General features: G+C 49.6%; 18 protein-coding genes and 5 tRNA genes. 5 read left to right on the top strand and 18 right to left on the bottom strand.

Annotation, left to right across the window (positions count from 1 at the left end; translation table 11 throughout):
• Nucleotides 1–125 precede the first annotated feature (125 nt).
• The 10 genes from ade to LK436_RS09780 form a co-directional block, all read right to left on the bottom strand.
• The gene (gene ade / locus LK436_RS09825) at nucleotides 126–1,910 is read right to left on the bottom strand and encodes an adenine deaminase (RefSeq protein ID WP_008397971.1); all 1,785 of its coding nucleotides are present in this window, start codon (nucleotides 1,908–1,910) and stop codon (nucleotides 126–128) included.
• A gap of 255 nt (nucleotides 1,911–2,165) precedes the next feature.
• Nucleotides 2,166–3,293: a BMP family lipoprotein gene (locus LK436_RS09820; RefSeq protein WP_156796977.1), complete on the bottom strand. Its 1,128-nt coding sequence runs from the start codon at nucleotides 3,291–3,293 to the stop codon at nucleotides 2,166–2,168.
• 133 nt (nucleotides 3,294–3,426) lie between these two features.
• Nucleotides 3,427–4,341: an ABC transporter permease gene (locus LK436_RS09815; protein WP_008397967.1), complete on the bottom strand. Its 915-nt coding sequence runs from the start codon at nucleotides 4,339–4,341 to the stop codon at nucleotides 3,427–3,429.
• 12 nt (nucleotides 4,342–4,353) lie between these two features.
• Nucleotides 4,354–5,439 (bottom strand): ABC transporter permease, encoded by a 1,086-nt coding sequence (locus LK436_RS09810; protein WP_008397965.1) that lies wholly within the window; start codon nucleotides 5,437–5,439, stop codon nucleotides 4,354–4,356.
• Between the two features lie 3 nt (nucleotides 5,440–5,442).
• A complete protein-coding gene (locus tag LK436_RS09805) occupies nucleotides 5,443–6,984 on the bottom strand; it encodes an ABC transporter ATP-binding protein (RefSeq protein ID WP_008397964.1) in 1,542 nt (513 codons plus the stop codon).
• Nucleotides 6,985–7,010: 26 nt separating this feature from the next.
• Nucleotides 7,011–7,736, bottom strand: a complete 726-nt coding sequence (gene deoD, locus LK436_RS09800) for a purine-nucleoside phosphorylase (RefSeq protein ID WP_008397962.1) — start codon at nucleotides 7,734–7,736, stop codon at nucleotides 7,011–7,013.
• A gap of 117 nt (nucleotides 7,737–7,853) precedes the next feature.
• Nucleotides 7,854–9,143, bottom strand: a complete 1,290-nt coding sequence (locus LK436_RS09795; RefSeq protein ID WP_147594677.1) for an amidohydrolase — start codon at nucleotides 9,141–9,143, stop codon at nucleotides 7,854–7,856.
• Nucleotides 9,144–9,373: 230 nt separating this feature from the next.
• Nucleotides 9,374–11,614: a DNA gyrase/topoisomerase IV subunit A gene (locus LK436_RS09790; RefSeq protein ID WP_008397956.1), complete on the bottom strand. Its 2,241-nt coding sequence runs from the start codon at nucleotides 11,612–11,614 to the stop codon at nucleotides 9,374–9,376.
• 174 nt (nucleotides 11,615–11,788) lie between these two features.
• On the bottom strand, nucleotides 11,789–13,708 hold the full coding sequence (locus tag LK436_RS09785; protein WP_008397952.1) for a DNA gyrase/topoisomerase IV subunit B: 1,920 nt from the start codon (nucleotides 13,706–13,708) through the stop codon (nucleotides 11,789–11,791).
• A 419-nt stretch (nucleotides 13,709–14,127) separates the two neighbouring features.
• Nucleotides 14,128–15,273, bottom strand: a complete 1,146-nt coding sequence (locus LK436_RS09780) for a glycosyltransferase family 2 protein (protein ID WP_008397948.1) — start codon at nucleotides 15,271–15,273, stop codon at nucleotides 14,128–14,130.
• Between the two features lie 184 nt (nucleotides 15,274–15,457).
• Here LK436_RS09780 and LK436_RS09775 point away from each other — a divergent pair.
• The 5 genes from LK436_RS09775 to LK436_RS09755 all read left to right on the top strand — a co-directional run bounded on the left by LK436_RS09775 (nucleotide 15,458) and on the right by LK436_RS09755 (nucleotide 16,239).
• A tRNA-Pro gene (locus tag LK436_RS09775) sits at nucleotides 15,458–15,531 on the top strand.
• 4 nt (nucleotides 15,532–15,535) lie between these two features.
• Nucleotides 15,536–15,607 (top strand) — tRNA-Glu (locus LK436_RS09770).
• 377 nt (nucleotides 15,608–15,984) lie between these two features.
• A tRNA-Pro gene (locus LK436_RS09765) sits at nucleotides 15,985–16,058 on the top strand.
• Nucleotides 16,059–16,063: 5 nt separating this feature from the next.
• A tRNA-Glu gene (locus LK436_RS09760) sits at nucleotides 16,064–16,135 on the top strand.
• Nucleotides 16,136–16,166: 31 nt separating this feature from the next.
• Nucleotides 16,167–16,239: transfer RNA gene (locus LK436_RS09755), tRNA-Thr, on the top strand.
• A gap of 429 nt (nucleotides 16,240–16,668) precedes the next feature.
• On the opposite strand, the gene LK436_RS09750 is transcribed toward LK436_RS09755, so the two are convergent.
• From LK436_RS09750 to LK436_RS09715, 8 genes are all read right to left on the bottom strand, one after another.
• Entirely contained in the window at nucleotides 16,669–16,974 is a 306-nt protein-coding gene (locus tag LK436_RS09750; RefSeq protein WP_008397943.1) for a metal-sensing transcriptional repressor, read from the bottom strand.
• Nucleotides 16,975–17,113: 139 nt separating this feature from the next.
• The gene (locus LK436_RS09745; protein ID WP_008397942.1) at nucleotides 17,114–17,575 is read right to left on the bottom strand and encodes a zinc ribbon domain-containing protein; all 462 of its coding nucleotides are present in this window, start codon (nucleotides 17,573–17,575) and stop codon (nucleotides 17,114–17,116) included.
• 41 nt (nucleotides 17,576–17,616) lie between these two features.
• The gene (locus LK436_RS09740; protein ID WP_008397941.1) at nucleotides 17,617–19,941 is read right to left on the bottom strand and encodes a DUF6449 domain-containing protein; all 2,325 of its coding nucleotides are present in this window, start codon (nucleotides 19,939–19,941) and stop codon (nucleotides 17,617–17,619) included.
• Nucleotides 19,916–20,815: an ABC transporter ATP-binding protein gene (locus tag LK436_RS09735; protein WP_008397940.1), complete on the bottom strand. Its 900-nt coding sequence runs from the start codon at nucleotides 20,813–20,815 to the stop codon at nucleotides 19,916–19,918. The genes LK436_RS09740 and LK436_RS09735 overlap by 26 nt, the downstream gene beginning before the upstream one ends.
• Entirely contained in the window at nucleotides 20,808–21,215 is a 408-nt protein-coding gene (locus LK436_RS09730) for a GntR family transcriptional regulator (protein WP_021966440.1), read from the bottom strand. Before LK436_RS09730 ends, LK436_RS09735 begins: the two co-directional genes overlap by 8 nt.
• A gap of 288 nt (nucleotides 21,216–21,503) precedes the next feature.
• On the bottom strand, nucleotides 21,504–22,322 hold the full coding sequence (locus LK436_RS09725; protein WP_008397937.1) for a TIGR03915 family putative DNA repair protein: 819 nt from the start codon (nucleotides 22,320–22,322) through the stop codon (nucleotides 21,504–21,506).
• An 86-nt stretch (nucleotides 22,323–22,408) separates the two neighbouring features.
• Nucleotides 22,409–23,962, bottom strand: coding sequence for a putative DNA modification/repair radical SAM protein (locus tag LK436_RS09720; RefSeq protein ID WP_044931421.1), 1,554 nt, complete (start codon nucleotides 23,960–23,962; stop codon nucleotides 22,409–22,411).
• A gap of 281 nt (nucleotides 23,963–24,243) precedes the next feature.
• The gene (locus LK436_RS09715; protein ID WP_015574300.1) at nucleotides 24,244–24,480 is read right to left on the bottom strand and encodes a hypothetical protein; all 237 of its coding nucleotides are present in this window, start codon (nucleotides 24,478–24,480) and stop codon (nucleotides 24,244–24,246) included.
• Between the last annotated feature and the right edge of the window lie 273 nt (nucleotides 24,481–24,753).

Raw genomic sequence — 24,753 nt, 5'->3', positions numbered from 1 at the left:
CTCCTCACTCCCGGAACAAAGTCCGTTCAAAATTCGTACTTCCATATCCTACAACAGATCTTATGAAAAATCAAGTTTTATCCGTTCGTAAAATACATTTGTCTTTGTGGGGCGGACATTTGCTTCTATTTTTCTGTTCCGTATTCCGGGAAAATAGGAATCAGCTTCTGCTCAGCCACAGACACAAGACCCAGATCGGACATTTTTACATCCGGAATTACAGGAAGAGCCAGAGTGACAATCCGAAGCAGAGGATTTTCCATATCCGTAAGTCCCAGGCTCCTCTCCACTTCCTTCATGGCAGCTGCCTCCCTGGAAAGCTCCTGAGCCTCCAGCCTGGTCATAAGTCCTGCCACCTCCAGCCTCAGTGTATGAAGGACCTTTCCGTCCTTCACAGCCGTCATTCCGCCGCCGCATGCGATCAGCTCTCTGGCAGCCGCCAGGGCATCCTCAGGCCTGAAGTAAACAATAGTCAGGTTGTGGGAGTCGTGGGAAACCGTGGATGCCACCGCTCCCTCGCGAAGTCCGAAATTGCGCACAACACCCACTGCCCTGGTTCCCTTTCCGTGCCTGTTAATAACGGCCACAAAGGCTTCATTTTCTCCCAGGACTACCATTCCGTCCTTTACCTCATGCTCCTCCTGTACACATCTGGTAATGCTCAGAGTCTTTCCTGCATATTCCATAACGCTCACAAGAATTTTTCCGTTTTCACAGGGACATTTCAGGCAGAAATCGTCAAGATCCACTTCCCCTGCCTTCATGGAATTCTGCTTTTCTATCTCAAAGCTCTTCTCCTCAACAGGCGCGATCAGTCTGCCGTCCTCTGCCACCAGCTTTCCTCCGAAGAATACGGCCTTGGCCCACATACCCTCCAGATCGTCGAGAAGCACCATATCGGCCGTAAAGCCGGGGGCTACGGCGCCCAGATGGCGGATTCCTGTTTCCCGGGCCGTATTGATGGTTGCACTCTTGATCGCCAGAACCGGATCCATGCCGCAGCTGATGGCTTTTCTGACCACTGCGTTCATATGGCCTACGTGGAGGAGATCATCACTCTCTCTGTCATCGCTGCAGAGGGTCAGTGTGTCAAAGAACCGCTGATCCTTGATTCCGTCCCAGATAGCCTCCACATTTCTCGTGATGGAGCTTTCCCTGGCATCCACATACATGCCGTTTCTGAGCTTCTTTCTGGCCTCCGGCCCGGTTGTAGTTTCATGGCAGGTCCACGGTCCTCCGATCAGATAAGCGGAGAGCTGTCTTCCTGTCACAGACGGGGCATGTCCCTGCAGATACAGTCCGTTTTTCTCAGCGGCCTCAATAATATCCATCATCCGGTCATCCCCGTACATCACTCCGTAAAAGTCCATGACCTCTGCCAGTCCCACCGCTCTCTCGAGACCGGCCAGAGCGTCGATATCCTCTGCAAAAAATTCAGCCCCGGCATTCTCACAGCCCGGCACTGCCGGCACACAGCTTGGGATGTCCACAAGCTGGCGCATGGGAAGATCTCTTCCCGCATCGTGCATGTAGACAACGCCCTCCCTTCCATAGACATTAGCTATCTCATGGGGATCGTGAATAATCGTCGTGGTTCCGTGGGGGATCACCGCCTTGGCAAAGTTGCGGGGCGTCATCATGGAACTCTCAATATGCATGTGAGAGTCGATCAGTCCCGGAATCAGATAACGCCCCTGCCCGTCATACACAGAGGCAGCCTTGTAAGGTCCTGAAAGCTCCTCATCCTCCACATGGGCGATAAATCCATCCTTTACATAGACAACTGCCGGATAAATCTCCCCTGTGAACACATTGACAAGGCGGCAGTTGCAGATCGCCAGATCTGCCTCCTCCATTCCCAGTGCAGTCCTCAGAAGCGCTTTTTTGTCCTTTGGTTCCAGTCGAATCATAGTTCCTCTCCTTTTCTCTTTATTGCCTTCCAGAAGTCTCCATTCAGGCAGTCTGGAAATTTACTGTGTCAAAATGATATAAAATATTCTAACGGTCTGTCTTTTCAGTGTCAAGAAAAGTGTCTGAACCTTTATCAAAAATTCTCTGACAGAGGGTTCTGTATCTGACAGAAAACAGCCAGCAGACCTCCCGGCCTGCTGGCTGTCCTGAATTCTTTCAAACTTTTGCTGTCTAAGCAGTTTCGTTTTGAATCATCAGTGCACAATAGCGTCGATTTCCTCTGCGGAAAGGCCTGCCGCCTCTGTTACCTCGATCTCGCCGGACTGAATCTTTCCAAGGATCTCCTGCACATTGTCCACGTTCTCCTGTCCAATGCTGTTTGTCAGATTATCATTGAATACGATGCCCACTGCGTCCTCAGCCAGTCCGTATGTCACATTCTCGCCAAACGGAACGCTGGACGGATCCTCTGCATATGCCTTGCAGATATTGAAGAGAGCATTGTCCAGTCTCTTCAGGCTGGAAGTGATAACTGCAGACTGAAGGTTGCTTCCCTCGAGAGCCTTGTACTGGTCGCTGTCCACACCGATTGCCATTACGCCGTCCTTCTCGGCAGCAGCCTCGATGACACCGTTTCCTGCACCGCCTGCTACCTGGAAAATAATGTCTGCGCCCTCGGAAATCTGTGCATTTGCCAGATCCTTTGCCTTTGCTGTATCCATGTAGTCACCTACATAGGCAGTCAGAATATTGATGTCTGGATCTACATACTTGGCACCCTCTGCGTATCCTACCAGGAAATTGCTGACTGTGGTGCTCTCAACGCCGCCTACAAAGCCAATGGTTTTGTCTGTGTTGGCTGCATTCTCACTGCTTGTATAGTAGGCTGCCACAGCGCCTGCCAGGAAACCGGACTGATTGGAGTCAAAGAGGACGCCCAGTGTGTTTGTCAGCTCTCCGCTTGAAAAGTCCAGATCCTGATCAAACAGGATAAATTTTGTGTCCGGATACTCTAACGGGATGGTCTCAAAGTTCTCCTTATTCTGGAAGCCTGTTCCCACGATGATGTCTGCTCCTGAGTCAGCGGCGTCATAGAAAGCTGCCTGCCACTTTGTAGTGTCATCTCCCATCTCCACTACATTGACCTCGTACTTGTCGCCTAACTCCTCCTGGACTCTCACAGAACCCTCATAGGCAGACTGCTGGAAGGAGAGGTCCGTCTTTCTGCCGATGCAGAGCGTCAGCTTAATCTTCTCTCCGTCCTGTCCCTCTGCAGCCTTGGAGCTGCTGTCTGCATTACTGCCGCCTCCGCATGCGGTCAGGGAAGCTGCCATGGCCGCTGTCAGAGTAACTGCTGCTGCTTTTTTCAGTAACTTTTTCATAATTTCCTCCTTTTTGGTTAGCTGGTTGTTCATCTATCATAATCCCTGCACCCGGCAGGTTTCTGATCCGCTCATGCTGTCCTCCCTGGGATATGCCTGCCAAAGGCAGAGCCCCGGGAAACAGTCCGGACTGCTACAGAGAGCTGTCCGCCTTCTTCTTCACCTTGTAGTAGAAGCTGAAGGCTACATAGAAAATGATGATGGATGCATATGGGATGATGGTAATCAGATATGGATCCACATTGTTGTTCTGCAGATAGATCGAAATGCCGCTTCCGAACCCGTAAAGGATCGAACTGACCATCCCCATCAGGGCATTTCCCGCTGCCATAGCGTTTGTGGCCAGAGCCACGTAGCCTCGTCCTGCCACCATATTTGCCGTAAAGCGGTTGACATAGCCCATGGAAAGGTACATTCCTCCCAGGGATGCCAGGATTCCGCTGATAAACATAGCCTGATAGCGCACACGCTCCACGTTAATTCCAACTGAGCGGGCAGCCTCGGCTGACTCGCCTACAGCCCGGATCCGGATTCCGAAGGCTGTCCTCTTTAACATGATAAACATGATGACAGCGATAATAAATGCCAGATAGGTCAGACAGTTATGTCCTGACAAGATCTGTCCCAGCCCCGGAATGTCCTTAAGCACAGGAATATCCACTGCCGGAAACGCTGCTGAGGGCAGAGAATTGCTGGCATTTTTATCTCCTGTCAGAGAGTAAAGACAGAAGACAGAACCGCCGGTAGCTGCCAGGTTGAGGGCTACACCCGTGATAACCTGATTTGCCTTCAGATGCTGGATAAAGTAGGCCAGCAGCATTGTGTACAGAGTTCCTGACGCAAGGCCGGCCACAGCTCCCACAAACAGGCTACCCGTAAATCCGCTTCCCAGCACGCCGCAGAGCGCGGAAATGGTCATGGTTCCCTCCAGTCCCAGGTTTAACAGGCCGGAGCGGCTGGCGATCAGCGCAGCCATGGTAGCCAGCAGAACCGGAGTCGTACAGCGAAGAACCGTAAACCAGAAATCAAGATTCGCCAAAAATTCCATGTCTTCTCCTCCTTAGTTTGCCCCTGCGGCCTCTGTGTCAACCGCCTGGTTCTGCAGTGCCTCTCTCTCTTCCTTGCGCTTCTTCATCCGGTACATGAACCGCTCGGATGCAATCAGCATGATGATAATTCCCTGAATGATCGACACAATCTCAGAGTCCACATCACCGCCTCTTGACATAACAAGAGCGCCGCTTCGGATATAGGAAATAAAGAAGGCAGACACCGGAATCATAAGAGGCCTGGTTCCTGCAAGCAGGTTGATCAGGATTCCATCCCATACATAAGTCTGAGCTGTAATCCACTGAAAGTGCGTGTACATTCCAATCATCTGAACTCCGCCTCCAAGTCCGGCCAGCATTCCGCCGATCAGCTGGGAGCCGAGAATGATTCCGCCGATTTTCAGTCCCGAATATCTGGCAAAGCTCGCATTGGAGCCTGTGATCTGAAGCTCTCTTCCGAATTTGGACTTGTCCATGAGCAGCCACATCAATACAACCACAGCAATCATAATAAAGATGCCGTAGTGGGTGCTGGTTCCCTTAATCAGCTTTCCGAGGGTTGCCGTTTTCTGGAAGCTGACAGAAAAGGAACCGTTTGTCTCATCCAGGAAGAAGGCACGGATCAGCCAGTATCCAAAATTAAAGAAAATGTAGTTCATCATAAGAGAAATAACAAGCTCGTTGGCGCCTGTCTTTTTCTTAATAATAACCGGAATAATTCCAATAACGCCTCCCACCAGAGTCGCTGCAGTCAGAATGACTAGCTGATGTACTCCGGCCGGCATCGGACAGGCGATTGCCAGCATAGCCGCCACAACTCCTGAAAAATAGAAGGAGCTGTCAGCTGCCATGGAAAACAGACCGCTTTTGTGCATGACATTGATGGCAAGACCGCAGAATACGAGGGGAATCATGGTCTCCACTGCATTAAAGAAATTTCTCTTCGTGGAAAACGGTCCCAGCAGGAACTTATTCAGAGCGGTCAGCGGATCGTCGGCCACTGCAACTATGATGAGCGCCGCAATAACCAGGGCAATCAGGATAGAGGTGAGCACCCGGATGACGCCGTACCAGTCAAACTTTTTCTTTTTGTTCATCTCTTACGCCTCCTGTAATTTTTCCGCAGAGTCTTCCTTTAAGCCCAGCATGTAAAGTCCCAGTTCCTCCTCTGTGGTACCCGGGACATCGTGAATCACGCCTGCCACCTTTCCCTGGTGGAATACAATGATGCGGTCGCTCAGAGCGCGCAGCTCCGTCAAATCTGCACTCACGAGAATCAGAGATTTCTTTTCATCCCGCATTTCCAGAATCTTTTTATGGATAAACTCCATAGCCCCCACGTCCACGCCTCTGGTAGGCTGGTTCAAAACAATCACATCCGCCCCGGCAGTAAATTCTCTGGCTACAATGGCCTTCTGAACATTTCCTCCGGAAAGGCTCTTAATGCTGATATCCAGGTTCATGGTCTTGATGTTAAAGTCCCGCACACAGCTCTGACAGTAGTCCTCAATGGCCTTTGGCTTTAAAAGACCGCCCTTGCCGGACAGCTTCTTTAAGCTGGTGGCAATCAGGTTGTCGCGCACGCTCATCTCCGGCGCACAGCCATTTAAGTTTCTGTCCTCCGGTACATGGGCAATTCCCAGTTTCCGGCTGTCAGCAATCGACAGTTTCGTAAGCTCCTGCCCTCTGTAAGTGATAGAGCCGCTCTCTGCCTCCATATTTCCGGTAAGGATTTCCATCGCCTCTTTCTGTCCGTTTCCCTCGATGCCGGCGATTCCCAAAACCTCCCCGGCCTTCAGGGAAAAGCTGAGATTGTCCAGCTTCTTTGTGCCGAATTTGTCGGTATAGCTCAGATTCTTCACGGTGAGAATCTTCTCCCCGAACTCCTGAGGCGTTTTTTCATACTCGATTCTGACATCTCTTCCCACCATCAGCCTGGAGATCTCTTCCAGTGTGATATCAGCCAGCTGGTAGGTACCGATGGAACGGCCGTCTTTCAGGACAGTCAGCCTGTCGCAGAGATATTTCACCTCATTCAGCTTGTGAGAGATGAATATGATCGTATATCCCTCTTTTTTCAGATTCAGAAGCTGCTCAAACAGCTCCTCCGTCTCCTGGGGAGCCAGAACGGCTGTCGGCTCGTCCAGAATAATAATCTTCGCACCCCGGTACATGGTTTTTAAAATTTCCAGCTTCTGCTTCATTCCAATGGAAATATCCCGTACTCTCTTTGTGGCATCCACATGGAGATTATATTTCTGAGAGATTGCCTCCGTCTCCTCAATAGCTTTTTTCTGATCCACAAACAGGCCTTTTTTCTTCTCAATTCCAAGAACCAGATTCTCAGCCACTGTCAGGGATGGCACGAGCATCATGTGCTGATGCACCATACCGATCCCATTCTCGATCGCTTCCTTGCTGGAATGGAAATGGACCTCTTTGCCGTGCAGGAAAACCTTCCCGCTGGTAATCTCCTCAATTCCGAACAGCATCTTCATGAGCGTGGATTTTCCAGCGCCGTTTTCTCCGACCAGGGCATGAATCTCCCCTTTATTTACACTGAAATTAATGTTGTAATTTGCCAGAACACCGCCCGGGTAAATTTTTGTCAGGTTCTCCACCCGTAAAATTTCCTCTGCCATGATTCCTCCCTTTATCCTGCTAAACCCTATGCCAGCTCCAGAGCAACCTCCATCATATTGGTGAAGCTGGTCTGTCGCTCCTCAGCTGTCGTAGCCTCACCGGTCACTGCAGAGTCGGAAACAGTCAGAATGCAGATGGCATTCACGCCTGCCGCTGCCGCATTGCTGTAGAGAGCCGCAGCCTCCATCTCAACGGCCAGCACTCCCATCTGAGCCCAGCTCATTCCCGTCTGCGGAAGATCAGGGTTGTAGAACATGTCGGAGCTTAAAATATTTCCCACGTGTACTTTTAATCCCTTTTCCCTTGCAGCTTTTACGGCCTTTTCCAGAAGTTCAAAGCTGCATATACAGGAATAGTCACCCGGAAGGCGGAACTGCTTTACATAGTTGGATGTCGTGCAGGCTCCCATTCCGATTACGATGTCGCGGATTTTCACATTCTCCTGAAGAGCGCCTGCTGTTCCGACGCGAATCAGGTTTTTGCATCCGTAGAAGTGGATCAGCTCATAGGAATAAATCCCTATAGACGGGCAGCCCATGCCTGTTCCCATTACGGAAACACGTTTTCCCTTATAAAAACCGGTGTATCCAAACATATTTCTGACCCCATTGAACTGTTTTACATCCGTGAGAAAATTTTCTGCAATATACTTTGCTCGGAGCGGATCACCCGGAAGCAGAATGGTCTCTGCGATCTCTCCTGCCTGTGCTCCGATATGGGGGGTTGGTACTCTGTTCTCTTCCATCTTCATTCCTCCTGAAATATAAATAATCAAAATATGATATATTCAAAAACTGTAGTCTGACAGCTCTCTGCATGCAAGTTACAGTTTTTTTTCCAACTATCTGCCTTGCTGCTTAAAATGCTCTTATGCTTCATCTGCCCCGGGCGTATCGTGAAGCCACCGGTTCAGGTAAAACTGTTTTTTCTCCGCGTAATCTGTATTTTTGATTTGCAGCTGCGGGGTTGTGAGGATCTCCTCAACAGCTCCTGCTACCACTCTCGCCGTGTTAAAATAGGCGTTCTCCTCATTGACTATCTCAAACTCGGAGCTGTGGATCCGGCCCTTCATGCCTGAAAATCCAAACTGGACAGAGGGTATCAGATAGCCCAGATCTCCAATATCGCCGGATGCCCCGGAAATCACATGCTTTACAATCTGATCCTCCCGGCAGAGGGAAAGCATCTGGCGGTGAATCACCTCTGTCAGCCAGGGGGACTGCGAAAACGGCATATAGCCGGTTCTGTCTTCCACCTCAGCCGTAAGCCCGAGGGCCTGGGCACAGTGGATGACACAGTCATCGAATTTTTTATTGGCCTCCAGGAGAGCCTCCAGGGTATTGGCCCTGATATAGCTTTCCATCACCACCTCCTCAGGGATGGTGTTCACGCTTCCGCCGCAGGCCGTAATAACCGGATGGATCTGGATCCCTGCCTCTGCCGGGAACTGATCCTTCATATAGGCGATCGCATCCATGGCCAGGCTGGCCCCGTGCAGGGCATTCCTTCCCAGATGAGGTGCCGCTCCGGAATGGGCGTTCTTGCCATGAAATAACGCCTTTTTCACTGTAAAACCGGCCAGCGTGGAGTCAATATCAAACAGGCGGTTGCCGCTGTCCCCGTTAATATGCATGGAAATGACGCAGTCCACATCGTCAAACACGCCCTCAGCAATCATGTTCTGCTTACCGGAAAGATAGCGGATTTTTCCTTCTTTTTTCAAACGTTCCCGGCTCTCAAAGTCGATAAATTCCTCTGCCGGAGTGGCAATAAAGCTGACCCTGCCCCCGGAGGCCTCCACAATCCCTCTGTCCTTTAAAAGCTTCATCACATAAGCCATAACCGCTGTCTGAATGCTGTGTCCGCAGGAGTGAAAGGCAAAGGATCCTTCCTTCCCCTGAACAGACAGAGCATCCATATCCGCCGCCAGGGCAATGTGATACTTTCTGCCTGTCCCGACCGTGGCCCTGATGCCGGTGACGCTGAGCCCGCTCTCATACGAAATCCCATTTTCACTCAAAAAAGAAGTGAGAATCTGATTTGATTTCACTTCCTTAAATCCCAGCTCCGGGCATGCAAAAAGCGCATGCCCCAGCTTTACCAGGCCATCTCTGTCTTTTTCTGTTAAAATAATGCTTCCGGCATTCTGTTTTTCCATTCTCTGCTCCTGTCTGAATCACTTGTCTGTGTATGGCAGTTGTAATGCTGCCGGTTCTCTGACCGTATAAATTCTATCTGTTTTCTGAACCGAGCGTGCTCCTGCGGCACTTCTTTCCCTGATCGGACAAAATCATCTGCGTTTTTCTATCATTTTTCGCAGTTATATATTTTTTAATGTAACATGTATACAGAAGAAAGTCAAATATCTTCGCATTTTCTGCTCTTCTTTTAGAGACGGACCTTGTTTCCCTTTCCATCCCTGCGTCCCTGCTTCAGACGGTTCAGATGCACCTGCTTTTCTTTATAGGTAATGACACTTTCTGTATTCGCTCCCAGAAGATAAACCTGCTCCAGAGCCTCGCCGCGGCCCAGCTTGATTCCGCGCACGCCTCTGGCATTTTTCTTCTGAACTGAGATTTCATCCATGGCAAAGCGCAGGAATACGCCATTGTCCGTCTGCAGAACCACCTCGGAAGCCTCATCTGCCGGCTGGACGCTTACCAGGCTGTCTCCCTCCTGGAGCTTTGTGGCAGCAACCATCCGGTTGTTTGTCTCAAATTCCTCTCCCGGAACACGCTTTAACATCGCATCTCTTGTGGCAAAGAGGAAGAGCTTTCCCTGCAGGGATGATGCGTTGGTGACAAACACCGTCTGTTCCTTTGTGCCGTCAAATTTACACAGATTGTCAATCGGTGTACCCTTATCCCTGAGCTTTCCGAGAGGAATATCTGTCACCTTCACCTGATGAAGCACACCTGCATCTGTAAACAGACAGATTCGATCCGTATTTAAGCAGCAGATGACATGGGGATTTTCATTTTCTATGGTTTCTCTGTTTCTGTCATAGGTGGAACGGTCTACAATGCGGCTGTAGCCAAAACGATCCATGACAAAGACCACTTCTCTGACTTCCACAGCGCTCTCGTCATATACGGCTTCCTTGCCGTCCTCGATGAGCGTGCGCCTTGGGCAGGCAAATTCCCTCTTAATGGCGGCCAGATCCTCCTTTATCACCTGGTCCATGGTCCCCTTGTCAGACAGGATCTTCTCGTACTCCTTGATTTTTCTGAGTGTCTCTCTGTGTTCTTTTTCAAGAGCCAGGATTTCAAGGCCAATGAGCTTATAGAGACGCATTTCCAGAATTGCTGAAGCCTGTTTCTCCGTAAAGCGGAGCTTTCCCGCATCCTCTTCCAGCTCCGGTGTCTTAAACCGGATCGCCGAGGTATCTCCGTTTATCAGGCAGGCCCTGGCATCCTTCAGATTCCTGGAGCCCCTCAGCACTGCAATAATCAGGTCAATCACATCGCAGGCCCTAATCAGCCCCTCCTGGATCTCCTTCTTCTCCAGCTCCTTCTCCAGCAGGACGCGATACTTCCGCGTATTGTTCTCATACTGGAAGTCCAGATAATTTTTAAGGATTCCTCTCAGATTCAGGGTTTCCGGCCTGCCCTTTACGATGGCCAGCATGTTTACTCCATAGGTATCCTCAAGCTTTGTCTTTTTATAGAGGATGTTTCGAATCTTTTCCACATCCGCATCCTTGCGAAGCTCCAGCACAATGCGGATTCCCTCTTTGTTCGACTGATTGGAAATATCCACCACATCTGTCAGCTTCTTTGACTCCACAAGCTCTGCTATATCCATCAGACACTTATTGATCCCCGCGCCGATCATCGTATAGGGGATCTCCGTGATCACCAGCTTGTCCTTATCTGCCTTCCTCTTTCCCAGCTCCACTTCCATTTTAGCCCGGAGCTTGATTTTTCCGGAACCGGTTTCGTAGATCGAGGCCAGATCCTTTTTGTTTGCAATGATCCCTCCTGTGGGAAAATCCGGCCCGTGAAGATGGCCGAGAAGTTCCTCCGTCCTCAGTTCCGGATTGTCAATAAAGGCCTGAACCGTGTCCACCACCTCACCGAGATTGTGGGGCGGGATGCTGGTGCTCATGCCGACGGCAATTCCCTCTGCCCCGTTTATCAGAAGATTCGGGACGCGCACCGGCAGCACCTCCGGCTCCTTCTCTGTCTCATCGTAATTTGGAACGAAATTTACCGTCTTATCCAGATCCTTTAAATAGACTTCCTCTGCAAATTTTTCAAGGCGGGCCTCTGTGTACCTCATGGCAGCCGCCCCGTCTCCCTCGATGGAGCCGAAGTTTCCATGGCCGTTTACTAGCGGCATTCCCTTTTTAAACACCTGTGACATGACAACCAGCGTTTCATAGATGGAACTGTCACCGTGGGGATGATACTTACCCATCGTATCGCCGACGATACGCGCCGACTTTCGATGAGGCTTGTCGTGTCCCAGATGAAGCTCGCTCATATCATACAACACACGCCTCTGAACTGGTTTGAGTCCGTCCCTGGCATCTGGAATTGCCCTGGCCGTGATAACGCTCATGGAATAGTTCATGTAGCTTTTCTGCATTTCCTCCGAATATTCGGTCTTTATGATTTTTTCAGCCATTTTTCTCTCTCCTGCCTGCTGTGCCTGTTTCTTTCCTGCTGCGCCTGTTTTTCTGCAGGCGGTGCCTGGTTATATCCGGTAATCAGCGTACCGTGACGGGTTCTCCCCATGACTGCCCTCAGCCGTGAAAGGACAGGGGGTAACCGCCTCCTGCCCTGCGTCAGGGCGCAGCCGTCAGGCGTCTATCTCTGCTTCCTCTGCATGATCATAGATAAACTGGCGCCTTGGCGGCACATCGCTTCCCATCAGCATCTCCGTAATCTCCGAGGCCATCCTGGCGTCCTCGATCTCCACCTGCTTCAGGACTCGGTTTTCCGGGTTCAGCGTCGTCTCCCAGAGCTGTTCTGCATCCATCTCTCCCAGACCTTTATAGCGCTGGAGGGTGAAGCCTCCTGCATGAGTCTTTTTATATTTTTCCAGAGCCTTTTCATCATAGAGATACTGCTCCTCCCCTTTCTTTGGGATCACCTTGAACAGAGGGGGCATGGCAATGTACACATGACCCTCTGTGATAAGATCCGGCATAAAGCGGTACAGAAAGGTCAGAAGCAGCGTATCAATATGGCTTCCGTCCACATCCGCATCTGTCATGAGAATAATCTTGTTATATCTCAGCTTTGAAATATCGAAATCATTTCCATAGCCCTCAGAAAATCCGCATCCGAACGCATTGATCATCGTCTTAATCTCTGCATTGGCCAGAACCTTGTCCATGGACGCCTTTTCCACATTCAGAATTTTTCCGCGGATCGGAAGGATCGCCTGATACTGGCGGTTTCTGCCCATCTTTGCAGAACCTCCGGCGGAATCTCCCTCTACAATAAAAATCTCACATTTTTCTGCATCCCGGCTCTCACAGTTGGACAGCTTTCCGTTGCTGTCAAAGGAGAAGCGGGATTTCGTCAGCATGTTCGTCTTTGCCTTCTCTTCCGCCTTTCTGATTTTGGCAGATTTCTCCGCGCAGCCGATCACGGCCTTCAGGGTTTCCAGATTTCGGTCGAAGAAGCGCTGAAGCTCCTCTCCTGTCAGTGTGAATACAGCTTTGGTGGCATCTGCGCTGGCCAGCTTTGTCTTCGTCTGTCCCTCAAAGATCGGATCCGGATGCTTGATGGCAATCACAGCCGTCATACCGTTTCGAGTGTCGGCGCCTGTAAAATTGGAATCTTTCTCCTTTAAAATTCCCAGCTCTCTGGCATAACTGTTAATCAGCATCGTAAACTTTGTCTTAAAGCCAGCCAGATGGGTTCCGCCCTCCTGCGTGAAAATATTATTGCAGAAGCCGAGAATATTCTCCTCAAAGGTATCCACAAACTGAATGGCAGCCTCCACCTCTATGCCCTCCATGGACCCCTTAAAATAGATGGGCTCATGAACCGGCGTTTTTCCGGCATTGATCTCCTTTACATAGGCGATAATTCCGTCTGGCTCAGAGTAGACGATTTTCTCCTCCTCCCCTGCCCTCCTGTTTTCATAATATATCGTAAGGGCCGGATTCAGGTACGCTGTCTCGTGGAGACGGCTTTTCAGCCATTCAGCCTTAAACTTTGTCTTCTCAAAAATCGTGTCATCCGGCAGGAAATTAATGCAGGTGCCTGTCTCTTTTGTATTTCCGATCACCGGAAGGAGTCCATCCACCAGCTCCACTACTGGAATTCCCCGCTCATATGCATCGTGATGAATCTGCCCGTTTTTATAAATCTTGATATCTAAGTGTTCCGAGAGGGCATTGACAACGGAGGAGCCGACACCGTGCAGGCCTCCGCTTGTCTTATAGGCGCTGTTGTCGAATTTTCCGCCTGCATGGAGGGTGGAAAGAACCACTCGCTCCGCAGAGACTCCCTTCTTGTGCATCTCCACCGGGATACCTCGCCCATTGTCCCGCACGGTGCAGGAGCCATCCGCCTCCAGCGTCACCCAGATCGATGTACACTCGCCTGCCAGATGCTCGTCCACCGAATTATCGACAATCTCATATATCAGGTGGTTCAGCCCCTTGGTTCCCACTCCTCCAATATACATGCCGGGGCGCTTGCGAACCGCCTCCAGCCCTTCCAGTACGGTAATGCTGTCCGCGTCATACTGTGCTTTGCCCATGATGTCCCTCCATATCTATGTATCTAATCTTTTATCTGATCTTTTATCTGTTCTTCTGTTTAATCTTCTATTTTTCTGTTTGTTCTCTATCTCATCTTTTCAATCGTGCTGATGCCAGTGCATTTCTCCTCTGCTTTCCATCTGTCCGCGTTCTCTGGTGCTCTCTGGCATCCTCTGCTGCCCGGATATCCGGCTACCGGCCTCTGCCGCGGCCATTTCTCTCTGATGCAGCCGTCTCTTTCTCCCGGCTGTCTTTTCCCCCGCTCCAGATTTAGCCGGCACGAAACGCTCCGGGCAGAGAACCGCAGTTTCTGGACAATAGTTCCCATTATGGCATAAATTCTCTTTTTTTTCAAGAATATTATAACATAATCGAACATATGTTTGCAATATTTTTTTGCCAGTACTTTTTCAACTCTCTATTTTTCATGCTCTTCATTATTCTTATCCGCCTTTGGCTGTTTCTGCGCTTTATCCCTCTCTTCCCTGAAAAATCTGCAGTTATAAAGGTAGGCCTCTGAATCAGGCTTCACCCGTCCGGCCAGCTCGTTGCATGCCTCTGCCTTGTCTGTCTCTCCAAGCCGGTAAAAACATACCGTCAGCTGCAGGGCCGGTATATAATCATAGCACTCCCCGCTCACAAACCCGCCGCTCTTTTCATCCTTTTCTGTATTCAGGGCTGCACTGTACCAGAAAGCGGCTGTCCTGTACTCTTCTCTTCTGAAAAACCAGTCACCAACATCACAGCAGATTTCAGCCCTTGGACGATCGTAGAAAAACGAGAAAAGCAACGCTTTCAGCGCCTCCTCCTCGTTTCCCTCCAACCGCCAGCACAGAGAAAGAAAACGGCAGGCTTCAATCTTATTTTCCACCCATCCGTCTGTCCTGTCTAAAAAAGAAGAAAGGACTGCCCTGGCCTCCTGCAGGCACTGAGGATCCTGTGCCGCAAAATAGTAGAGCTCTCGGCCGTAATAGAACAGGTCTCTCGGCGTAAACGGAGCCTGCTCTGCCTTCATTTTTCTGTAAATATCCAGGTTTCTGCGGGAATGGCCCTCTCCTGTCCTTTTTTTCCTGTGCTCAATCTCTATCTCTGAGTAAACCACTTTTCCTGCAGGTGCTATGGCCTCGTGAACCCTGCCCTGCCAGCGAAAACCACAGCCATTTCTCAAGAGGCGTTCCCTGTAATACGAAAATGTGGGCCTGCCGTCAGAGCCAAACCCCATTACGTATTTCATCATCACAACAGCTGTATCAGATGAAATGGTATCTTTCAGCTTTATAAGTTTTTCCTGCTGCTCTTCTGTCACTATATCATCTGCGTCCAGCCACATACAGTAATCCATGGTGGCATGAGCAAATGACTCGTTGCGCGCTGCGGAAAAATCATCTGTCCACTTAAAATCATACACCTGGTCTGTATACTCCGACGCAATCTCTTTTGTCCTGTCTGTGGAGCCTGTATCGACAATAATGATCTCATCGGCAAAGCTCACCGCGCTGTCAAGACATCTCCCCAGAACTTCCTCCTCGTTTTTTACAATCATACACAGACTGATTGTCGCCATGATCCACCGCCTTTTTTCTCACTACTCTTATTTATGCTGCAGGCCGGAGAGTGTCACTGATTTCGAGGTATTTTCCCATTTTTTTCTATTTTTTTTATTTTTTTGAAATTTGTACTTGCTTTTTTATTTTACCTGTGCTAATATAACTAGCGTCGCTGGCAAACGCCAGCTGATAAATTACTGTCGAGGCGTGGCTCAGTTTGGTAGAGCGCTGCGTTCGGGACGCAGAGGTCGCGTGTTCGAATCACGTCGCCTCGATTCCGGCCTGTTGGTCAAGCGGTCAAGACGACGCCCTCTCACGGCGTAAACCCGGGTTCGATTCCCGGACAGGTCACTGGCTTCTGCAATATGCAGAAGCCTTTTTTTGTCTGAACTTCTGACCTTTCTTCGCCGCTGACTCTTTTGTAATACTTCCCCTGTTTCAGCTCTCCCTTTTCAGTCCTCATTTTTTGTCTTTAAATCTATATATAATTTATACACTGCGCAGGCTCTGACTTCTGCTTCCGCAGCAAATCTTCCCTTCCCCGATAAACTGTTTAATATTCAAAAACTATTCTGTCAATATTTTATTTTGATGCAGTTATCCCAGGAAAACTCCCGGCTGTATCAGGGGTTTCGGCAGAATTATATTAATTGATTTAAAAATAGAAAAAATTATTTTCAAAATATGGTTGACAATTTCACCCAGAGCGATTATAATACAAAACGTATCGAGGCGTGGCTCAGTTTGGTAGAGCGCTGCGTTCGGGACGCAGAGGTCGCGTGTTCGAATCACGTCGCCTCGATTTACGGCCTGTTGGTCAAGCGGTCAAGACGACGCCCTCTCACGGCGTAAACCCGGGTTCGATTCCCGGACAGGTCATTGATATTTTAGTATATAAAATATTGCAGTTGCTTCCGTGGCTCAGTTGGTAGAGCAACGCATTCGTAATGCGTGGGTCGCCGGTTCGAGTCCGGCCGGGAGCTTAAGAGAAAGTAAGCCGGAAATCCTTTAAAATCAAGGGTTTCCGGCTTTTTCAGTATTGCTTTTTCGATGTTCTGTGTAATAGCGATTATGAACCCTACCAAGACAATAAATACAGGCCGCACCCACAGACAAATGGGGATAATAAGGCAGAGAAGGACAGTGAAGAATAACCTTCCTTCCCTCTCTGCTGCTTCCCGGCAAACAGGGGATTAAATTTTCCGGCCGCCGAGCTGTCTCATCAGCATGCAGGCACGCCAGAACCTGCATAAGCGAAAAAAGCCCGGAATGTCTGCAGCCAGAACAATAAACCCATCAGAATCCGATCGCAAAAGCGGACATCTCAGAACTTTACACATTCTGCTGATGTCCGCTTCTGTTTCTATTCTCGAACTGTTTTTATCTATTCAGGCCCGCCCTCAGACCTTTTGCTACTTCATGAGCTTCTGGATCGTCCTGCAAAGTTCCTCCACAGTTTCCTCTGCGTTTCCCGCTTCGATCTCATCCACTACACACGTTTTAATATGATTTGATAAGAGCACTCTGCTGAATCCATTCAGAGCTGCCTGGACAGCGGAGACCTGTGTCAGAATATCCACACAGTAGCGCTCGTCCTCCACCATTGCCTTAATGCCGCGGACCTGTCCCTCGATTCTGTTTAAACGCGTCATCAGATCCTTCTGCTCCGTCAGATTTCTGTGTTTATGTCTCTCCTCTCCTTTGCAGCACTCTCCCATTTTGTTCTCTCCTCTCCGGTAATTATATACTGTTCTGTATCATAATAACCGTTTTTTGCTAACTTTGCAAGCCGGAGATAACGAGCGGGTTGGCCAGCGGAAAGCGGCAGGCAGGATTCCTTTCCTGCTCCAGCTCTTTTTACGGCCTGTCTTCCACTGTCTCCTGTGAACAGCCGCACTCTTTTTCCTCTTCCTGACAGGAGCTGTCCTCGTCCATGCTTTCTTTCGTTTCCGGCTCTGCCTGCTTAAGAGGCATCTGGGCTCCACATCGGCTGCAGAAGGCTGCTCCTTTTTCCACTTTCGCCCCGCACTCTGCACAGATTCTTGTCCCCTCCAGGGATGAAATCTCATCCTCCAGTTCGGAAATCCTGAGAAGGCCGGATCGGATCGTCTCAAAATCCTGGGCATACTCTTCTTCAGCAGAAGCCTCATGTCTGTCATAGTAAGCCATTCCAAGATTTATATATGCCTTATTCACCTTTTCTTTTTCGCTTGACAGCTTATTCTTCAGCTGAAGAATCTCTGTCAAATCTCTGACTTTCGTGGCCGCTTCCTTGCCCTTTCCGCTGAGAGCCTTTCCAAGTTCGTCAAAAAATGCCATTTTAAGTCCTCCTTTACAGGCAATTTCTATTCAAGTTTATTCTATCCTGTAAAAGACGGAAAGTCAATCTCTGACGGATTCTCTTTCTGCTGTTCAAATATTTGTGCCACAAACTGGGGAATCTTTCCTTTTACGAAATCAAAGTACAGTACCTCCGTCCCTTCCCGGAAAAAGTGGCTGTTTTCCTGGTTTTCCGGCGCCAGATAAATCTCGATTCCAAACCTTGTATCACTCTCCCACAAATCTGAGTTTCCGTAGCTCCCGGAAGCTTTCAGGATCTCTCCCATCCGTTCCTTGGATGTGATCTCAAGATAAGTTTCTTCTCCTGTCCTGTGCAGTGACATACCTTCCTCTACATAAGTCACTGCTCCTGCGTTCTCACTGTACTGCTCATCCGTGTACTCTCTGTCTCTGACCACAATCCGCTCAACCCGATCCGGTGTCAGACGATCTGCCATCTCCACCCCGACTTCCCTTAAGACAGCCACGGTTTTTTCAAACTCAGGATAAACAGGATAGTAGGCAAAATCGTTAAACCAGGTATAATCTCCATTCTTCTCCCGGATTTCATCAATTATTTCCTGCATCTCTAAGGTCTTGAACTGGATAAAACCAAGAGGCACTTCCTCTGTCTGTTCATCCAGCGTCAGACCGTAAAACTCTTCCTGATATACAGTCAGCAGTTCTGCAATCTTCTCTCTTTCGGCCTCAACATGGCTGTAAATCCCAAATACCTCAAAATTTGCTCCTGCTATCTCATCTGCCTTCAGCTGCATGACAGGATAACTCTCCTCTTTAAAATCACGGCTTGCATAGATGAGTTCTGCCTCCTCCCAAACCTTGGACAAATCCATGTAATAATTTCTGGTCGCTGTTCTCCCATTTTTTAAGTGGTACTGAATAACCACTCTTCCCATCACCCGCTCCGGCTCACCTTCTGCACCGTTAACAGTCAGTTCGGGAGTTTGGACCGGCTTTTTGCTGTTCTTTATTTCAGAGATTCCCCCTTGTGCAATCCCGAGGATCGCTTTTACAGTTTCCGGATCGGAGATGGTCATCTGCGCCAGAACCTCCCTCTCTTCCGGGTAGCTGCTGTAGGTAGAAATTTCTCCGTTCCTGCGTTCTGTAATGGTCACAGTTGCCCTGTCCTTTCGGAGCCCGCTGTAAAGATTGTGGCATTCAAATCCCACAGATTCTATCTCTGACGCGTCTGGAAGGTAGGTGTCGAATCCGGCCAGATCAAACCGGAACAGACAGAATACAAAGACAGAGAGCACAGCTCCGGCTGCCGCTGACCGTTTTCCGGCCAGCGCCCTGCGAAAATCAAAGTGGTAGATCACCTCAATGACACAGTCTGATATAATGATTCCGCAGATAAGACCGAAGATCCCCCATGCCTTTGCGCCTCCCACCTCGCAGAAAAACAGGCTGGCACCGAGAGCTGAAGAGAGCATCAGCGCCATCTTTATAACCGGCCGGCTGGCCTTAAAGACCATCGCCCGTCCAGCCGTCTCAGACGGACGTTTTTTGTAGAGAAACAGACTGACTCCTCCAATCACCAGCCCGGCTGCCAGGGCTGCAGCTGCCCGGATGCCGATTCGTTCCCCCGAGGATGCAATCTGGAAAAGAAGCGGAGAGGCAAACTCCGGCGCAATATTCTCCATCACCCCTTCCAGATAGTAGAAGGATTGGAAATAATAACCGCAGTACGCCCGAATCAGCAGGAGTATGGCAGGTCCCCAAAAGAAAAACACAAGTGTTCCCAAAACGGATACTGCCAGGTGGCCGGTCAGCATCGCTGCTGCCACAGCTGTACTGTATGAGAGGATATAAAATGCCATCCCCTGTCCAAAGCTTGCCAGGATCCTCCCCCAGTCAAGGGTATAGGGCATAATCTTCACCTGCACGAGAACTGCCGCTGTCAGCAGTCCTGCCAGATAGGGAACTGCCGCGTACAGGATTCCTGACACGTAGGAAACAGTGAAGATCATCTCCCTTCTTACCGGAATACTGTGGTAGAAATCCGTCTTTTTTCTCGAAAACAGATAAGAAAATCCTGCCAGTCCGCAGATCACCGCTCCTGCTGTCAGAAGCAGAATCAGGAGCGGCCCTGCCGGATCGATCTGATGGTAAAAAATTTCTGCCGCCTCGGCCTGGGCCATTTTTCTGCTTGCCTCAACCGTCAGCATTCCCTCCGACATCTCTGCCATGGAGGAGATTCTGTCTGTGTCGAGAGTATAGCCTGTCAGGACTGCCGAAGCCACGGGAAAGGCAAAAAAGGCAGTCAGAATGGAAAGTGCTATCAGCCAGAGGCTCTGCTTTGCCCGCTCCCTGAGAAGTTTAAAAAACAAGTTTTTTGATGTCATAGCCAGCCACCTCCGTTTCACTGATAAATATTTCTTCCAGAGAAAGAGGAAGCATCTCGAAAAAGATCGGATGGTACATCTCCATGACTGCCTCGGCATCCTCCCGTTTTCCCCGCACAGTCAGTGTCAGAAGTCTCCCCCTCTTTTCTGTCCGGATAAGCTCCAGACCATGGATTTCTTCCGGTTCCACATCTTCGGCAAATACACACTGAATCTTATGTATGTTCAGTTTCATATCATCCAAATCCCTGGAGAGCAGTATCCCTCCCCTGTGAAGCAGCCCAACATGGTCACAGATGTCCTCCAATTCACGCAGACTGTGGGATGCAATGAGCGGGGTCAGCTTTCTGGTTTCCATGTCATTTGCAAAAAGACGCTTGACCGCCTGGCGCATGACCGGATCCAGTCCGTCAAAGGTTTCATCACAAAAAATATAATCTGTGCCGGAACAGAGCCCCAGAAGGACAGAAAGCTGCTTTTTCATTCCTTTTGAGAAGGTGGAAATTTTTCTTCTGTCGTTCAGCCCGAAGTCCTTTAGGAGTCCCAAAAACCTTTTTCTCTCAAATTTCGGGTAAACTGTCTCATAAAATTCCATCATATCCTTAGGAGCCGCATTTCCAAAAAAGTATGGTTCATCAGAGATATAAAAAATACGGCTTTTCACTCCCGAATTCTCAAATATCTCTTCGTCATCGAGGGTAATACTCCCTCCGTCAGGCTTCAGGATCCCTGCTGCCATACGCAGAAAGGTGCTCTTTCCAGCCCCGTTCGTTCCTATCAGTCCGAACACCGTTCCCTCTTTTATTCGCGCATTTATGTGATCGACTGCTGTCACTTGATCAAACTGTTTCGTCAGATTTACCGCCTCAATCAAACTCTTTTCCTCCTCCCTCTTCTCTGTCCGCCCTGCTCAATGTTCCGTAGAGTTCAATCACCCTGTCCTGGAATTCCAGCATGGTAATTCCGGCTGCTCTGGCATCCTGTATCAGAGCTTCCAGCTTCTGGTATACCTCCCTCTTCTTCTGTTCCAGTATCCTGTGATTTTCTGCCACAAAGCTCCCTCTTCCCTTGACAGAGTAAATATACCCCTGGCGTTCCAGCTCAGCGTAGGCTCTCTGTATGGTATTGGGATTTATAGCCAGCTCCATGGCCAGACTCCTGACAGAAGGAAGCTGGCTGTCCTGGGGAAGAATTCCCCGAACCATCAGATCTGCCATTTTTTCCACCACCTGCTCATAGATAGGACGGCGATCTTTATAGTCAATCAGAATCATTCGCACTCCTTTCCAGGTCAGCCCAATGATTTCATAGAGCTGCACAGCCTCGTATCAACTGTATTAATTGTGTTAATACAGTCAGAATATACCATGAACCATTCTGAAATACAATCCTGTACAGAGAAGTGTAAGAAATTCGTAAGATACCATCTGAAATGAAGGAGAAATGAGAAACAGAATCCTGCGGCCTGCACACATGCAAGACATATCCGTGCCGCTTATATCCCTGTGTCCGGCATTCCTGTTCCCACAGAAGACTGCCGGACACAGAGCCCAAAAACAGAACTATTTTTTCCCTTCCGCCCTTTTTCCGGGCGCAGAGAGTTTTTCACTGTCCCCTCTCCCGAACTCGGTCATATAAGGCCTGAATCTCAGCGGAAGATGAGTTATCTGGCACTTGTAATTTTCCCGCTGGGCGATCGATATCGATTGGTGGAAGGCTCTCCAGAGACTTTCAAACTCTGCTTCATCCGTTTCCAGAGACAGATGTTCCCTCCAGCGTCCGGGAATCCCTGTCACCAGCAGAAAGCTCCGGCCTGGCTCGTGCAGAGCTGCCTTGTCCCTCTTTTCATCGTAAATCATCCACCGCTCCTCCGGCATCCGGTCTGAGAAGTGATCTGCCAAAATACCTGTCACGTCATTTTTCGGGCCAATGACCGAGACAAGGAGATCCTGCCTCATTTGAGAAAACCGCAGAAAGCCAGTCAGAAGGTGGGCTTCATTTGCCACCTGGCGATTCATGGAAAATACAGACTCTACATCCGGGTCGTTTAGCATATCGGCAATTCTTCTGCCCACTTTAAAGCCTTTGACCAGAAAGCGGTAAATTTTATCCGCCTTCCCCCTCTCACAGCTCATGGCCGCCCGATAAATCCAGGTGTAAGCCTCGTGGGAAATTTTTTTCCTGACCGCTTCCGCCACCTTCTCTGCCTTCCAGGATGCCTCCTGCACCTCCCTGTACTCGGCAAAAAGCCAGAGAGTTTCCTCATTCTCCTCCTCCTGTGTTTCAAGCCTCACATTTTCATGTCCCCCACGGCTCATCCACGCATCGTAGATTCCGCACAGAATACTGTAAAAATCATCCCTGCACACAAATACTATCATATGATTTTCTCCTGCATTTTAAGTGTGATCCCTCTCCTCGATCCTGCTTTTCACCTGGGGCGCCTCACAATTTGAGCCTCCTCTGCCTACATCTCGCCTGTGAGCAGAGCCGTCTGTTCCTGCGGCGTCAAAGAAGGCTGCCTTTCCAGGTGAAAATCATCAAACATGGAGAGCTGACGATACATTCCCCGGTGCTCCAGCTCCCAGGTTCTGAGCTTTTCCTCCCCAATCATGCATCCTGTAATATAGTCCTCATCCATCCTGACAGGATACATCATGCGCCCGGAACACGTGATAAAATAAACAGCCCTCTTCATGACCACTCCCAGCTTTTTCAGATCTTCAAAGCGCAGGACAGAAGATTTTCTGGCTGCCACGATCCTCATAGCAGACTTCACTCCGATTCCCGGAACACGAAGGAGCTCTCCGTAGGGAGCCCTGTTAATCTCAACTGGAAAACAGCCCAGATTCCGCACAGCCCAGTCACACTTCGGGTCTAAGAGGACATTAAAATTAGGCCTGTCTTCGGAGAGCAGCTCTGATGCCTGAAATCCATAGTAGCGCATCAGCCAGTCCGCCTGATAAAGCCTGTGCTCTCTCAGAAGCGGAGGACCTCCCGGAAGGGAGGGAAGGGCGCTGTCGTCATTCACAGGGACAAAGGCCGAGTAAAACACTCTCTTCAGTCCAAAATTCCGGTACAGAGCCTCTGCCACCGTCACCATGTGAAAATCATTTTCCGGTGTGGCGCCCACAATAATCTGCGTACTCTGTCCGGCAGGAACGAAGCTTCTCTTTCCGGGCGAAGTCCGTCCAAGTCCGTAATTTCCGTAAACAGAGCGGCCGGGAATGAGGCGGGGCCTTTCCTGTTTTCTCACTGTGCTCTGCCCCTGAGGCAGCCTGCTTTTTTCTGCAGAAGCCTGATTATCCGTATTCTTCTGCACTCTCTTGTCATATCCCGGAAGCAGCGCTTCACCCTTAAAAGAGGAAATGCCCTTCTTCTCCAAGAGTCCTTCCTGCTCCAGCTGCCTTACAATCCCCTTCTGGATCTGTCTCATGGGAATCAGAATTTTTTCTCTGGTCTTTCCCGGCGCCAGCTTTCTGAGTCCCTCGGCTGTGGGAAGCTCCAGGTTCACACTCATACGATCCGCAAAGAAACCTGCCGCCTCGATCAGCTCCGGCGAGGCCCCAGGGATTGCCTTTACATGGATGTATCCATTAAAATGGTGCTCCAGACGAAGACTTCTCAGCACACTCAGAATCTGTTCCATCGTGTGATCAGGCGAGTTCAGAATGCCGGAGCTTAAAAAGAGCCCTTCAATATAATTTCTCCGGTAAAACTCTATGGTCAGTCTGCACACCTCCTCCGGGGTAAAGGCTGTCCGCAGAGTATCATTGGAGCGCCTGTTAATACAATATTTACAGTCATAGATGCACTGATTTGTAAACAGGATCTTCAGCAGGGAGATACACCTTCCGTCTGCCGAAAAGCTGTGACAGATTCCCGCCTCGCTGGCGCTTCCCAGCGATCCTTTCTGTCCCCCTCGCCTGACTCCGCTGGATGTACAGGCCACGTCATACTTGGCAGCATCTGACAATATCCGAAGTTTTTCCTGTATATCGAGATTTTCCTGAATGAGCATGTTCCATCTACCTCCAACCGTCCGCTCCTGTTTTTTCCACGCAGACTGCTCTTCTTCCCTTATCCCGCTGCCCGAAGCAGGAACATATGTTCTTTTTGTATTATACCATGCCTCTTCCATATTGGCAAGCATTTTTAGAACATATGTTCTTTTTTCTAAAAGACCTGCTGAAATGGAATTCCTTCCATCCTCACAAACATACCTGCTGACCAATAAAAGGGCAGGAGCCTGCGCCTGAAGCAATCTGCTTTTTCAGGCTGAAGACTCCTGCCCTTTTCCTTTCAGCACTTTCTCATTTTCTCCCGCCACAGATGGTTAATCTGAAGCTGAACCAGCTTTCTGGCCTGCGCCTCATCCCTGCGCCTTACGAGAATACTTTCCCGCCCTTTCGGCCTTTTTTTCTTTCTGTATCTGATCTTCTCCTGTTCCAGGGCCTCCCGCACAGCTGAAAACTCACCGGAAGGAAAACCTGAGTAGACTTCTCTGCTGCACATACTCTCTTCAAATAAACGAATCATCTCTCCACTCTCCTCTCCTGAAACCGGAATCCATCTTTCCGCGCCGTCTGACAAATATAGGGCACTGTATCTGCCTGTCAAGATACACCGGAACAGCCAGATGCAGGCAGCCGATTCCGTCTGCCCCAGTGCGTATCCGCCAGACCTTTTTGCTTCAGAGAAAGTCTGACAGAACTTTCCCTGTAAAAAAGAATCCTGCTTCGCAGGATTCTCCGCCTGCGGCGGGTCGCGAAAGCGACATTTTCCTCGTATTATATAGTAGTAGTGTTTATA

Source organism: Clostridium sp. M62/1 (genome assembly GCF_020736365.1).
In the GTDB taxonomy this organism is placed as follows: Bacteria; Bacillota; Clostridia; order Lachnospirales; family Lachnospiraceae; genus Otoolea; species Otoolea saccharolyticum_A.
This window is presented reverse-complemented; position numbering and strand designations above follow the sequence as displayed.

Coding starts and splice junctions, on each gene's coding strand:
- LK436_RS09715 (WP_015574300.1), bottom strand. CDS start 24,480: ATGATTCGTTTATTTGAAGAGAGTATGTGCAGCAGAGAAGTCTACTCA.
- LK436_RS09805 (WP_008397964.1), bottom strand. CDS start 6,984: ATGGCAGAGGAAATTTTACGGGTGGAGAACCTGACAAAAATTTACCCG.
- LK436_RS09750 (WP_008397943.1), bottom strand. CDS start 16,974: ATGGGAGAGTGCTGCAAAGGAGAGGAGAGACATAAACACAGAAATCTG.
- LK436_RS09740 (WP_008397941.1), bottom strand. CDS start 19,941: ATGACATCAAAAAACTTGTTTTTTAAACTTCTCAGGGAGCGGGCAAAG.
- ade (WP_008397971.1), bottom strand. CDS start 1,910: ATGATTCGACTGGAACCAAAGGACAAAAAAGCGCTTCTGAGGACTGCA.
- deoD (WP_008397962.1), bottom strand. CDS start 7,736: ATGAAGATGGAAGAGAACAGAGTACCAACCCCCCATATCGGAGCACAG.
- LK436_RS09780 (WP_008397948.1), bottom strand. CDS start 15,273: ATGGCGACAATCAGTCTGTGTATGATTGTAAAAAACGAGGAGGAAGTT.
- LK436_RS09785 (WP_008397952.1), bottom strand. CDS start 13,708: ATGGGCAAAGCACAGTATGACGCGGACAGCATTACCGTACTGGAAGGG.
- LK436_RS09745 (WP_008397942.1), bottom strand. CDS start 17,575: ATGGCATTTTTTGACGAACTTGGAAAGGCTCTCAGCGGAAAGGGCAAG.
- LK436_RS09810 (WP_008397965.1), bottom strand. CDS start 5,439: ATGAACAAAAAGAAAAAGTTTGACTGGTACGGCGTCATCCGGGTGCTC.
- LK436_RS09725 (WP_008397937.1), bottom strand. CDS start 22,322: ATGATAGTATTTGTGTGCAGGGATGATTTTTACAGTATTCTGTGCGGA.
- LK436_RS09790 (WP_008397956.1), bottom strand. CDS start 11,614: ATGGCTGAAAAAATCATAAAGACCGAATATTCGGAGGAAATGCAGAAA.
- LK436_RS09815 (WP_008397967.1), bottom strand. CDS start 4,341: ATGGAATTTTTGGCGAATCTTGATTTCTGGTTTACGGTTCTTCGCTGT.
- LK436_RS09820 (WP_156796977.1), bottom strand. CDS start 3,293: ATGAAAAAGTTACTGAAAAAAGCAGCAGCAGTTACTCTGACAGCGGCC.
- LK436_RS09720 (WP_044931421.1), bottom strand. CDS start 23,962: ATGCTCATTCAGGAAAATCTCGATATACAGGAAAAACTTCGGATATTG.
- LK436_RS09795 (WP_147594677.1), bottom strand. CDS start 9,143: ATGGAAAAACAGAATGCCGGAAGCATTATTTTAACAGAAAAAGACAGA.
- LK436_RS09730 (WP_021966440.1), bottom strand. CDS start 21,215: ATGATTCTGATTGACTATAAAGATCGCCGTCCTATCTATGAGCAGGTG.